This is a genomic window from Exiguobacterium mexicanum (assembly GCF_005960665.1).
Classification (GTDB): Bacteria; Bacillota; Bacilli; order Exiguobacteriales; family Exiguobacteriaceae; genus Exiguobacterium; species Exiguobacterium mexicanum_A.
Genome location: NZ_CP040676.1, coordinates 429,171 through 441,305, shown reverse-complemented (window position 1 = coordinate 441,305; position 12,135 = coordinate 429,171). Strand labels below are relative to the sequence as shown.

The 12,135-nt window shown below is 52.2% G+C and carries 14 protein-coding genes; 6 read left to right on the top strand and 8 right to left on the bottom strand.

Annotation, left to right across the window (positions count from 1 at the left end; all coding sequences use genetic code 11):
• The first annotated feature begins 123 nt into the window (after positions 1-123).
• Entirely contained in the window at positions 124-1,356 is a 1,233-nt protein-coding gene (locus FED52_RS02775; RefSeq protein ID WP_138858855.1) for a flagellar basal body-associated FliL family protein, read from the top strand.
• Positions 1,357-1,389: 33 nt separating this feature from the next.
• A complete protein-coding gene (galE, locus tag FED52_RS02770) occupies positions 1,390-2,406 on the top strand; it encodes a UDP-glucose 4-epimerase GalE (protein WP_138858854.1) in 1,017 nt (338 codons plus the stop codon).
• Between the two features lie 66 nt (positions 2,407-2,472).
• Here galE and FED52_RS02765 read toward each other — a convergent pair whose 3' ends face one another.
• From FED52_RS02765 to FED52_RS02750, 4 genes are all read right to left on the bottom strand, one after another.
• A complete protein-coding gene (locus FED52_RS02765; protein ID WP_138858853.1) occupies positions 2,473-3,681 on the bottom strand; it encodes an alpha-amylase family glycosyl hydrolase in 1,209 nt (402 codons plus the stop codon).
• 84 nt (positions 3,682-3,765) lie between these two features.
• Positions 3,766-4,689, bottom strand: a complete 924-nt coding sequence (locus tag FED52_RS02760) for an LCP family glycopolymer transferase (RefSeq protein ID WP_138858852.1) — start codon at positions 4,687-4,689, stop codon at positions 3,766-3,768.
• 103 nt (positions 4,690-4,792) lie between these two features.
• Entirely contained in the window at positions 4,793-5,638 is an 846-nt protein-coding gene (locus FED52_RS02755) for a YihY/virulence factor BrkB family protein (protein WP_138858851.1), read from the bottom strand.
• Positions 5,639-5,709: 71 nt separating this feature from the next.
• Positions 5,710-6,660 carry an LCP family glycopolymer transferase gene (locus FED52_RS02750; protein ID WP_138858850.1) on the bottom strand — a complete coding sequence of 317 codons (951 nt, stop codon included), beginning with the start codon at positions 6,658-6,660 and terminating at the stop codon, positions 5,710-5,712.
• 431 nt (positions 6,661-7,091) lie between these two features.
• On the opposite strand from FED52_RS02750, the gene FED52_RS02745 reads away from it, so the two are divergent.
• The 3 genes from FED52_RS02745 (at position 7,092) to FED52_RS02735 (ending at position 8,943) form a co-directional block, all read left to right on the top strand.
• Entirely contained in the window at positions 7,092-7,304 is a 213-nt protein-coding gene (locus FED52_RS02745; RefSeq protein WP_138858849.1) for a hypothetical protein, read from the top strand.
• 61 nt (positions 7,305-7,365) lie between these two features.
• Entirely contained in the window at positions 7,366-8,247 is an 882-nt protein-coding gene (gnd, locus tag FED52_RS02740) for a phosphogluconate dehydrogenase (NAD(+)-dependent, decarboxylating) (protein ID WP_138858848.1), read from the top strand.
• 207 nt (positions 8,248-8,454) lie between these two features.
• Positions 8,455-8,943, top strand: coding sequence for a hypothetical protein (locus FED52_RS02735; RefSeq protein WP_138858847.1), 489 nt, complete (start codon positions 8,455-8,457; stop codon positions 8,941-8,943).
• Between the two features lie 39 nt (positions 8,944-8,982).
• Here the strand turns inward: FED52_RS02735 and FED52_RS02730 are convergent, their stop codons facing one another.
• A complete protein-coding gene (locus FED52_RS02730; RefSeq protein ID WP_138858846.1) occupies positions 8,983-9,597 on the bottom strand; it encodes a flavodoxin family protein in 615 nt (204 codons plus the stop codon).
• A 263-nt stretch (positions 9,598-9,860) separates the two neighbouring features.
• Here FED52_RS02730 and FED52_RS02725 point away from each other — a divergent pair, with 263 nt between their 5' ends.
• Entirely contained in the window at positions 9,861-11,048 is a 1,188-nt protein-coding gene (locus tag FED52_RS02725; RefSeq protein WP_138858845.1) for an MDR family MFS transporter, read from the top strand.
• Between the two features lie 127 nt (positions 11,049-11,175).
• Here the strand turns inward: FED52_RS02725 and FED52_RS02720 are convergent, their stop codons facing one another.
• From FED52_RS02720 to FED52_RS02710, 3 genes are read right to left on the bottom strand one after another with little or no spacing between them, the layout of a single operon-like run.
• The gene (locus FED52_RS02720; RefSeq protein ID WP_138858844.1) at positions 11,176-11,472 is read right to left on the bottom strand and encodes a spore coat protein; all 297 of its coding nucleotides are present in this window, start codon (positions 11,470-11,472) and stop codon (positions 11,176-11,178) included.
• Between the two features lie 15 nt (positions 11,473-11,487).
• The gene (locus FED52_RS02715) at positions 11,488-11,688 is read right to left on the bottom strand and encodes a spore coat protein (protein WP_138858843.1); all 201 of its coding nucleotides are present in this window, start codon (positions 11,686-11,688) and stop codon (positions 11,488-11,490) included.
• Between the two features lie 17 nt (positions 11,689-11,705).
• Entirely contained in the window at positions 11,706-12,101 is a 396-nt protein-coding gene (locus FED52_RS02710) for a DUF2512 family protein (protein WP_138858842.1), read from the bottom strand.
• Positions 12,102-12,135: the final 34 nt, after the last annotated feature.

Below are 12,135 nucleotides of genomic sequence, written 5' to 3'. Positions count from 1 at the left end.
AATACCAAAACATTATAGCAAAAATCTTCACAGTTGATGACCCATTTTTTAAAATTTGGGTTTTTTGGTATGTAAATCTGATAAACTTTGTTAGGAAGAACTTAACAAAAGGAGGAGACAATAGTGCACGTTAGTGAGCGCCTACTCCAGTTGTACGCAGACACGAATGCGGCAACACGTACAAAACTGCAAGATACCATTAAACAAAATTTAGGGGACGGAAAATCGTTAACTATGTCCTTCGAAGAACTAACAGGTTCGGTAAACAATGCACTACCAAAAGAAGTAAAATCGGCTACTGACTTCGCCGCCTGGATTAAAGACGGGAAGAAAGATGCCACGTTTCTTCCATACTATGTGTCTTTACTTGAGATGCATGACACCGTGTTTAACAAAGAAGCGACCGTTCCACAATCGGCACCGGTTGACAAGACAACGGTCAAAGATACTCCGGTAGTCGACAAGTCGACAGTAACAGTGCCTAAATCAACAACAGTTGATGCTCTAAAAACAGAAGAAAAACCAACTGTTTTAAAGCCACGTTATACACCGGAAGTGCCAGTCCCTTCAAGGGCTGAACGGGCCAAGTACCAACGCACGATCGAACCGGCACGACCACGCCGAAAGTCGGGCAAATGGATTGGTGTGCTTTTCTTTCTCGCTTTACTCATGGGAGGCGGCTATATCGGGTATCCATATGCAATGGACTTATTGGAACCAAAACAAGAAGCCACCGTCGTTGAGGAAACACCAAAACCAGATCCTGAACCGGTCGTCCAAGAGCCGGAGACGAATTACGTCTGGCTTGCTTCAAAGAACGTCAATCTCGTCTCGGAACCAAACGGCACGACGGTTACCTATATAGGAGATATCGGCGACCGCTACGAAGTTTTGAAGGAAGAAGATAATCATGTCGAAGTTGATTTAGACGGGACAACCGCATGGGCCCCGCTCGACGCCGTCACGAAAGAATGGCCGACGCGAGAGTTGACGAATAGCGCCCTACTCGATTGGGTCAACATGAACTTGGACAACGACTGGCTCGGCGAAGCGATTCCGGATTTCTTCGCTATGAACGAAGCAGCACTCACGGAGACGATCGGTGCGCCTTACGGTCGGGAGACAGATGCGTTGAACGCCTATGCGTTCTATAACGGTGGTTTCTTCGTCATTCAACAAGACAAAGTACACGCCATCGATTGGACAAACACGCAAACGACACGCGACGCGTTCAGTTCACTCGGAGAACCTGTTTTAGAAACGGACGATGCCGTGGTTTACGAGAGTGAAACATATTCACTTCGATTATTCGAAGGTACAAACGGACAGACCCGCGTACGCTTAACAGAAAAATAATCATATAGAGGATTTTTGGAAGGAGTTGTTCATATGAACACCATTTTAGTCACAGGTGGTGCTGGTTATATCGGTACCCATACCGTGTTACAATTACTTGAGGAAGGACGGGACGTTATCGTCCTCGACAACTTATCAAACAGTCGTCGTGAAGCACTCGAACGTGTTGAAGAAATGACCGGAAAATCAGTCACCTTTTACCTCGGCGATATCCTTGATCGCGAGTTACTCGAACAAATCTTTTTGACACATACAATTGACGCTGTCATCCACTTCGCCGGACTGAAGGCCGTCGGTGAATCCGTATCGGAGCCACTCCGCTATTACGAGAACAACGTCGTCGGCACGACCGTGTTACTTGAAGTCATGAATGCGTTCGACGTGAAACGGATCGTCTTCAGCTCATCGGCGACCGTATACGGCATGCCAGAACGGACACCGATTGACGAATCATTCCCGCTCAGCGCGACGAACCCATACGGCCGGACGAAACTGATGATCGAAGACATCATGCGCGACCTTGCTGTCGCTGATCCATCGTGGAGCATCGCTCTCTTACGTTACTTCAACCCAATCGGTGCCCATGAATCGGGTCAAATCGGTGAAGATCCGTTCGATATCCCGAACAACTTGATGCCGTACATCACGCAAGTCGCTGTCGGTCGCTTGAACGAGTTGAGCGTATTCGGTGACGACTACGATACACCTGACGGAACTGGTGTCCGCGACTATATTCACGTCGTCGACTTGGCCGAGGGTCACTTGAAGGCGCTCGACTACGTCATGGACCATACTGGTGCCGAAGCGTTCAACCTCGGAACCGGCACAGGTTATAGCGTGCTCGACCTTGTCCAAGCGTTCGAGGCCGAGAGTGGCAAACCTGTCCCTTACAAAGTGACACCGCGGCGCCCAGGTGATATCGCCATCTGCTTCGCCGACCCATCGAAATCGAAACAAGTGCTCGGTTGGGAAGCAAAACATGACGTCCGTGCCATGTGCCGTGACGCCTGGAACTGGCAATCGAGCAACCCGAACGGATATCGGGCATAAAAAACGGCTGACCGAAGAACCTTAAAGGTTCTCGTGTCAGCCGTTTTATCGCGTCCTCTTTTTACATCAAGAAGGTTCATGTTCATCAATCCATGCAAATCCATAGGCGTCCAGTTCAATCGTCTCGACCGGTTCACCCGTGAACAAATTCGTCCCGCTCACTCGCACGGTGACCGGCTCATTGCTGACGTTCGTATACAGCATGAGCGTCTCTCCTCCACCCTTCCGCTCGACCGTGAAGACGCGTTTATCGGACATATCGATGCGCTGCTCAGCGTACGGCGAAAACGCCGCATGCGTCCGTTTGACGTTCAGTTGACTCAGAATTCCTGAGAACACCTGCAGGCGATACGGATTGGTCTTCAGGTCTTGAATGAGCTCATCGTGCTCGACCGGTGTTTCAACGCCTAGGAGCGTCCGGTAGTCGATGGCCGGGATCCCTTGCAGCGAGAACAGGATACTGTGGGCCGCAAGAATCTGTTCGACGCTCGGCTCAATCAGATTCTTCTCGAACGGGTCCCGCTCCCGGCTCGACAAGAAGTTGAAGTACGTCTTCCCGTCCCCCGGTGCCTCGATCCGCTGCGCCCAGTCGGACAACTTCTTCGCATCCCCTTGCGCGAATGCCAGCAACGTATGCGACGCGAGGTCAAAGTGACAGACGGCATCGGCGACGGCGAAGTATTCCGGAGTCAAGGACGGGTCCCCTTCATAGGCGAGAATGAGCTGCCCGTGCGGCTTATAGTGATGGAGCACGGCGTGCCACAGCTCGAGGATGAGTCGAATCCGTTTCTCGGGCATGCCACGGAACGACTGGACGTGGACGCGCAGCTTCGTCGCACCTTGAGCGAGCCGCTCGATGAAGGCGTCCGTCTCGTCCAAGAGATCGAGCTGCATCTCGTTATAGACGTCCGGGTCCATATCGTACATAAGGTCGAACTCATGTTTGAAGCGCCCGAGGTCCTCATATAACCGGATGCGCGGATTGACGGCCGTATCGGTCGGCTTCTCCTTGTACGGGAAGAGCGACACGAGATACAAGTCGCTGATCGACGCCTGGACGTGGTCCTTCAACAGCTCATGGAGTGCGTCCAAGTCGGGGCTGCCGTCGTTCGTGACGGCGTTCGCATCCATCAATAGGACGCTCGTCTTCTCGGTCACCCCGTTCCCGTCGTGCCAGGCGTGGTTGTCCCACTTGGCGAACAGTTCCCGCCACTCTTCAATGGTATGGTCATCCTCTAATCGGTTGATCATCGGTTCAATCGTCTCAACATTCATGCAATCCCTCCTCAAGTGTCTCTTAATCAGTCCCACCGAACCATGATTTTCAAACGCAAAAAAAGCCGTCCCGTCAGGAACGACTCAGTTCATCAAGCGCTGTAGCTCGGCTTGGACGTCGGCGAGCGAGGCCGAATCCGGGTTCCAGTAATAGATCCCGTCCGCCTCCAATCCGCCTGACCCTTCGATGCGGAGCGTACTGGCGTTGCGGAACGCCTTCATATAGTCCGTCGACAGCGTCACAAGCTCATTGAACTCGATGTTCGTCTTGGCCCGGTTGCCGGCGACGTCCAATAGCTTCGTCACTTTGTCGATCGAGAAGTCGGAACGTCCCTTCTCGACGATGGCCGCAACGACGGCACGTTGCCGCTCTTGGCGACCGAAGTCACCGTTCGGGTCGTCATAACGCATCCGAGCGTACGACAATGCCGATGCGCCATTCAAATCGACCTGACCGACGGGATAGTTGTAGCCGTCCGACGAGAACGCGAAGTTGTTCGTCACCGTGATGCCGCCGAGCGCGTCGACGACCTCGGTGAACGCCTCCATATCCGCCTCGACGACGTAATCGATCGGGATGTCGAGCAACCCTTCGACCGTGTCCATCGCCATCTCTGCTCCACCGAACGCGTAGGCATGGTTGATTTTATCGTTCGTGCCTTTCCCGACGATCTCCGTCTTCGTATCGCGCGGGATGCTGAGCATTGCCCCTTCATCCGTCGTCGGGTTGAGCGTCATGACGATAATCGAGTCACTCCGCCCCTGCTCGCCGTCACGCCGGTCAATCCCGAGCAACAGCACCGAAATCGACTCTTTCTGCTCGATCGTCTCGACCTGCTTCCGTTCCTGACTGATGTCGAGATTGTCATTCACTTTCGTCACCGTCTCGTTGACGTCGCGGTACATCGACCAGACGAACAAGCCCCCAGCAACGAGAAAGATTGTCATGACGCCGAGCGTGATCGCCAACACCTTTTTCCATCTTGATTTCTTCTTATGTCTCGCCATGCGTGCACCTGCTTTCAAAAATCTTAGATATGGATTATTTTCCCGCTTCACGTGTTGTATTATAGCACGTTGTAAAAAAATGCTAACCATTTCTTTTGGATTTTCATGGAAAATGCATCTTGTACCGTGTACGACGCATGTGGTTCGGCCAGGCCGCATTGATTTCAGCCCCGAGTAACATCGTCGCCGCCGTCAAATAGAGCCAAATCTGCAATAGGATGACGACGCCGATCGTCCCGTACGTATCACCGAACATCGAGAATTGATCGACGTAGACGCTATAGCCCGTCGACAACAGCTGCCACGAGATGACGGCGAAGACGGCACCCGGGAGCGTCTCGGTGAACTTGACGTATTGCTGCGGGGCGATCTTGTAGAAGAGCGAGAATGCGAAGATGAGGATGACGGTCGACACCGTGTAGCGCGTGAGCGTCGCCAACCGGTCGAAGTCCTCGAGCCAGGGGAACCATGTGTACATGAGCTCGACTAACTCGCGTCCGAAAATATGGAACACGATCAAGATGACAGCGCCGAGGCTGAAGGCAATGAGCGTGAGCAGCCCGATCAAGCGACGGACGACGTAACTACGGGCCTCCGTCTCCCCATAGGCGAACACGGTCAGCTTGACGAGGCGAGCCGTCCCGTTCGACGCCGACCAGACGGCGATGATGGCCCCGATCGAGACGAGACCGGCGTTGATGTTGCCGCTGACGTCATAGACGATTGACAGCATCTCGCGCACGCTCGAGCCCGGAATCAAGATTTCAATCTGTTCGATCAACAAGGCGTCGTCGATGCCGAGCCGCGCCATGACCGCGAACAAGAGGACGAACGTCGGGAAGATGGCGAGAAACCAAAAGAACGCGAGCGTCGCGCTATAGTCGTTGATATGGTGGTCCTTGAACCGATGGCGGACGTCGATGACGAGGCGGATCAGGCGGTCGAGCACACGGGTCACTCCTTTTCTTCTCATTATCGCATAAAACAAACCGCCCCATCCGTGTCGGATGAGGCGATGCGTCATTGTTCCATCAATTGTCCGAGATACGACTTCACGTCTTCAAGTGAAGCAGCATCCGGGTTCCAGTAATAGATGCCGTCGCTTTCTTTCCCGCCCGCTCCTTCGAGGCGAAGGACGTCCTGGTTTTTGAAAGCAGCCATATAGTCGCTCGAGAGCGTCCGGATGTCTTTGAACGTCATGTTCGTCTTGGCGTTGTTGCCGAGCACGTCGAGCATGTTGTTGAACTTCGAGATTGAGAAGTCGTCTTTGCCTTTGTTGACGAGCGCCGTGATGACGTCACGTTGGCGCTCTTGGCGACCGAAGTCCCCGCTCGGATCGTCATAGCGCATGCGCGTGTAAGCGAGCGCCTCTGACCCGTTGAGCGTGAGTGCGCCCGGTTCGAACGTGTGCTCACCTGACGTGAACGCCAAGTTGTTCGTCACGTTGACGCCGCCGAGGAGATCGACCGTGTCTTGGAAGCCTTTCATGTCGACTTCTGCCACGTAATCGATTGGGATGTCGAGTAAGTTCTCGACCGTGTCGAGTGCCATCTCGGCCCCACCGAATGCATAAGCGTGGTTAATCTTATCAGATGTCTCTTTGCCGACAATCTCCGTCTTCGTGTCACGCGGGATGCTGAGCATCGCGCTTTGATCCGTGTTCGGGTTGAGCGTCATGACGATAATCGAGTCACTGCGACCCTGCTCGTCGGCACGACGGTCGACGCCGAGGAGAAGGACCGAGATTGGCTTCTTGTTTTCGATAGTTTCTGGTTGCATGCGCTCAGGGCTGAGGCCCGTCGACTCGTTCAACCGCTCGACGGTCGAATCGACTTGATTATATAGATAGACAGCTGCACCGACTCCGATGAGCAAGAACAACCCTACGACGAGTCCCGCAATTTTTGCAATCCGTTTAGCTGGAGAACTCTTTTTCCGACGTTTTTTTACTCGCTTCTTTTGCTCTTCCATGACTTAACACCTTTCGTAAACCATTTTATGAAAAATACCAATTTTTATTTTAGCATGTAACCGTCTCTCATACCTTTGTTTTTGTAAAAAAGGGGAATTGATACAGTAAATTGGTATCTTATTCATTCTTTGTTATCTATCGGATCTTTCTAACGAATCGTTAAGTGTTTTCTCAGTATTATTTTTTGTGACTTCTTCACATTTAACATATCCAATCATGATTATATCCGATTTTTGCGTATAAAGACCTATGTCTTAATCAAAACATATCTGATTCTTTGTCATCTTTTTGTCGAATCTATTGTTTCATAGACACATTTCCTTAGATTCACACACTCTGATGAGACAAAAAGATATTTTTTTGTAATAATTGTATTGTATAAAACTAAAATGTAAATAAAAAACCATTATTTGGTCGGGGGAATCGATAAATGCGTTATGTCGTTACGTGTTTTTTAGAGAGAGACGAGCTCTGTTCATTCATCATATATGGCGGTTCGATCCATGAAGCTTCCGTCACGTTCGAGAAGACATTGAAGGTAGCGAGCCCATTAAACGACTATGTGGAGTTGAGTGACGGCAAGCAAGTAAAGGTCGGTTCGATCCTCGCCTACCGCATCGATGAAGTGAAACCGCTCTTTTGAAGTCTCGTCATATCGGGTAACCCTTATAAGGAAACCAAATCAATGAACGGGGTGAACCGATATGGAATTAGGGATGATCGGACTTGGGAAAATGGGGATGAACTTGGCGCTCAATTTGACGGATGGGGGGCACCGGGTGCTCGGCTATGATCCTGGCAACGTGTCGACGAGTCAATTCGAGACAAAACAGTCGCTCGAAGAAGTCGTCGAGGGCCTTAAAGCGCCGCGCGTCATCTGGGTGATGGTACCCGCCGGCGACGTGACCGAGCACGTCTTGAACGACTTGCATGCGCTCTTGTCACCGGGAGATATCGTCATCGACGGCGGCAACTCGAACTATAAGGAGTCGATGCGCCGGGCCGAGCACTTCAAAGACAAGCTCATCTATTTCTTAGACGTTGGGACGAGTGGCGGCATGGAAGGGGCACGTCACGGTGCCTGCACGATGATTGGCGGGGACATGGAGGCGTTCGGCAAAATCGAGGAGTTGTTCCGTGACGTGTCGACGGACAATGGCTACTTATACGCCGGACCGAGTGGCAGTGGCCACTTCTTGAAGATGATTCATAACGGCATCGAGTACGGCATGATGCAGGCCATCGCCGAAGGGTTTGAGATCCTCGAGAAGAGCCCGTTCGAGTATGACCACGAGCAAGTCGCCCGCGTCTGGAACCACGGCTCGGTCGTCCGCTCGTGGCTGATGGAGCTGACCGAGCGCGCGTTCCATAAGGATGCAAAGCTCGACGAGATTAAAGGGGTCATGCATGCGTCGGGTGAAGGCAAATGGACGGTCGAGACGGCGCTCGAGTACGGCGTACCGGCACCGGTCATCGCCATGTCGCTCATGATGCGACAACGTTCGCTCGAGGAGGACACGTTCTCCGGGAAAGTCGTCGCGGCGCTACGGAACGAGTTCGGTGGGCATGCGGTGGAGAAAAAGTGATTGTGGGAAGCGTCGGTCGAGTCGAACTCGGGCGACGTTTTTTTGTACTGTGATAGTTATCCGGTCATCTCGTTACGAACAAACGTTGATATGAAGAGAACGTCTATACCTTTGGCGATGGAATATACTAATTTCTGTAAAACTCTTTTGTATCACCCAAGCGTATGATGAAAGAGCAGCATATCTTGTGACACAGAAGGAGCCAGCATGATGCGTAAACTTCCCGACTATAAGATTCACATCCCGAAAGAGCTTTATGAGCCCGGAGACAAACCGGTATTCCGTAAACAGACACATGACTGGCGCGATTTGGACAATTGCTTCAACCGTCTCGTCCAGCAAGCGTTTCATGCGTGGGAACATGGCGGCCTGTTCTTCTGTCAGGCCTACGCCATCCCCGCCACCCGCGTCCATTTCCTCAGGCTCCGACGAACGGCCGAAGATGGTAGCGGCGTCGAGATGATCATGATTTATCAAAAGGGAATGGAGAACATCTATGCCACACTCCGTGTCGGTAAAACAATGCAGCGAGTGAGAACGGCCTGGCTGTCGAACGGGATCATGGTTCTCCAATCAGACTCGAATGTGAATTGGTTACACTTAGAACCGCGCTGGGTCGGAGACGACTTTATCGATGGTATCTCTATCTGGTTGTTAGAACACTTTCATAAGCTGGAACTCAAAGCACGTTTCTAACACGAACAGCCCCTCATTTAGGGGCTGTTCTGCTACGTGTTATTCCATTACGTTTCCTTCCGCCGGGATTGGCGTCTGTTTTAACATAGTGGCGAAATGATACAAGTTATACGCCATCACGCGCCCGTTCTTTTTCGTGAAGGCGTTATCGCGGCCCGCATCGATATACGAGTCCCCTGGTCCGGCCTCGCCGACCCAGTACGTGTCGACGTTCGGCGGGACGGTGAAGCCGATATGGGATAGCCCGTACAAGATGGACGCACAGGCGTGCTTCGCCCCGTCCTCGTTCCCCGTCACAACGACACCGCCGACCTTGTTGTAATAGATGGCCTGGCCTTTTTCGTTCGTCAAGGCACTGCCCCCATATAACCGCTCGATGACTTGCGTGGCGACGCTGCTCTTCTCACCGAGCCAAAGCGGTGTGCCGATGATGAGGATGTCGGCGGCTTTTACTTTCTCAAAGATTTTTGGCCACTCATCCCCGTCGCCTTCATCTTCGGTCACGCCGAAGGCGACGTTGTAGTCGACGACACGGACGATTTCCGAGTCGACCCCGAGTTTGTCGAAGTGCGGAATGATATCCTTTATCAACTCTTCCGTGTGCGAGGTCGTTTCCCCGCCTTTCAATGAACAGTTCAAAAATAGGGCTTTCATCAAATTCCTCCTTATTATGTGATCAACAGTTAGGTGTTCCCGGTCTGAGGGCGAGATAATCGTCAGAGCATACCAAAAACGACCCGTCACCAAGTAGATGACGGGTCGTTTGACAAACATATGTTCGTTTTATAGTACAGCGCAAACAAGCGCCTATATATTCGCTTTTTCTATTCTTAGCGTAGCAAATCCCGCAACATAAGTCTATTCTTTTTCGCTCCGACTCCCTACAGTAAAGATAGACTCTGGAAAGGAGCACCTCAATGGAATCATACCGCTGGGACCTTAATCTGAAGGTCCGCTTGTTCGGAGAAGGGCTATTCAATCTCTTGTTCTGGATGTACTTCCCGTTCATCACCGTCTATTTCGCCCAGACGCTCGGCGTCGAGCTGGCCGGTCTGCTCATGGCCGTGCCGCCGCTGTTTCTGTTGCTTGGCAGTTTAATCGGCGGTTCGCTCGCAGACGAGATCGGACGCCGCCCCGTCATGCTCGTCGGGACGTTCGCGCAAGGGATCTTGTTCCTCGCCTTCGCCTTCTCGACGAACGGCTACATCGATTACATCACCTATATCGGCATCGGCTTCATGGGCGCCATCTATAAGCCGGCCAGCTCGGCCATGGTCGCCGACCTCGTGCCGGCCGAACACTTGCGGGACGTGTTCGCGACGTTCATGGCGTCGAACAATATCGGTGCCGTGCTCGGTCCCATCCTCGGGGCGATCCTGTTCTTCGAACATCGCCAGGCGCTCCTCCTCGGCTGCGCCGTCGTCCTGTTTGGATACGGGTTGTTGCTCGCGGCACTCACCCGTGAGACACGACCGGCCGCGACCGGGAAGACGGTCGCGAAGACATTCCGCACCCAAGGAAAGTCGTATGCAACGATTTTGCGCGACCCGCTGTTCCGCCTCTACTTGATTGCCGGCGTGTTCGCTTTGATCCCGATTATGCAGCTCGACGTGTATTTGCCCGTCTATCTGATCGAACAGGCACCGGCCACGTTCGACGTCTCGAACACGGTCCTGTTCGGCTGGCTCGTCTCCTATAACGGCCTCTTGTTCGTCGTCTTCATCATCCCGGTCACGCGCGTGTTCCGGGCGTGGGACGAACGGAGCGTCTTCCTGTTGTCGACGTTTCTCGCCGGCTTCGGGACGTTCCTCGTCGCCTTCTCGTCAAACATCTGGTATTTGCTCGTCGTCACGACCGTGTTCACGTTCGGCGAGTTGATCCGCTCCCCGGTCAGCCAGAGTTTCGTCAGCCGTTACGCACCAGCCGAGTCACGCGGACAATATCTCGCGGCCGACACGCTCCAAAACACGATTGGCAAGTTCCTTGCGCCGGTGACGGTGCTCGTCTCAGGCTTCGTCTCCCCGCTCGCCGTGTTCACGCTCATCTTGCTGTCGGCGCTCATCGGGATGGCACTCTACGCCAGACTGTTCAATCAGCTGACATGAAAAACACGAGGGTAAGCCGTTTCGTATTTATACACATCAGTATGTACTCCCTCACGCATAGTCTTTATCCGATACCAGGCGTCCGCTCTTCTAAAACGAAAAGACCAGCTTTTCAGCTGGTCCCTCGTCAGTCTTTAATCAATTCCATCGCCTTGTCGACTTTATCTTTATCGTGCTTCAACTGTTTCTCGATATCATACGCCATGTACATATCGTTTTGAATCATATAGTCGGCAATCTCGGCATGGTCCTCAATCGCTTGATTCATCTGTTTGACGAGCACTTTCCGAACTTCCGGTGATGCCGTCTCGGTCACCGCCACCGCATAGGCTCGGACGACCGACTTCGCTGTGATGAGCATGTCTACCGCAATCAACTCATCCCTCTGTTTACTCGCGCGTTTCAAGTTTTCTGTGATTCCCATAGAACGACCTCCTTGTCATTGACGATTTGGTAGTAATTCTTTCAACTCTTTAATCACTTGTTCCGCATGTGATAAATGGTTTTGGGCAATCTTTTGTAACTTCTCATCTTTGATGAGTGGCTCGCTCACATGTCCCCGGACGAGACCTGTTTGTTTCATCGTCAAAATCTCATGAATCTCTAAAATCTCGTGAATCGCTAACTTATTTTCTGCCATTGCTGATCCTCCTTGTCTTAACGTGTCGATGGGCGGGCGTGGACGTCCGCTTCTCTACGTTTATGGTTCAATAGCCACTTGTGGAAGAAGAATTCCACGATGGCGGTCACGATGGCCGTATAGAGTGCCATCCATGCAAAATTCGAGTCAGCTGCAAGATCAAAGTCAAGGAGCCATAAGAAGAACCACGTCAAGAAGAAGACGAGCCCGAAATCTGCAATCGTTGCAGGGAGATTTCCAAATTTCCGTAACACGAACATATCGCCCACCCCATAGGCGATGAACCCGACTGCAATTGAAATCCATGCGGCGTGATACCATGGAACCTCAAATCCGAGTGTCAAAACCGCGATAAAGATAACGAGCAAAGCTCCTAGTTTGATACTCAATGCCTTTCCATGATTCACTTCCATCTTTGTCCCTCCTCTCTGCTTAAAGTACTCGGTA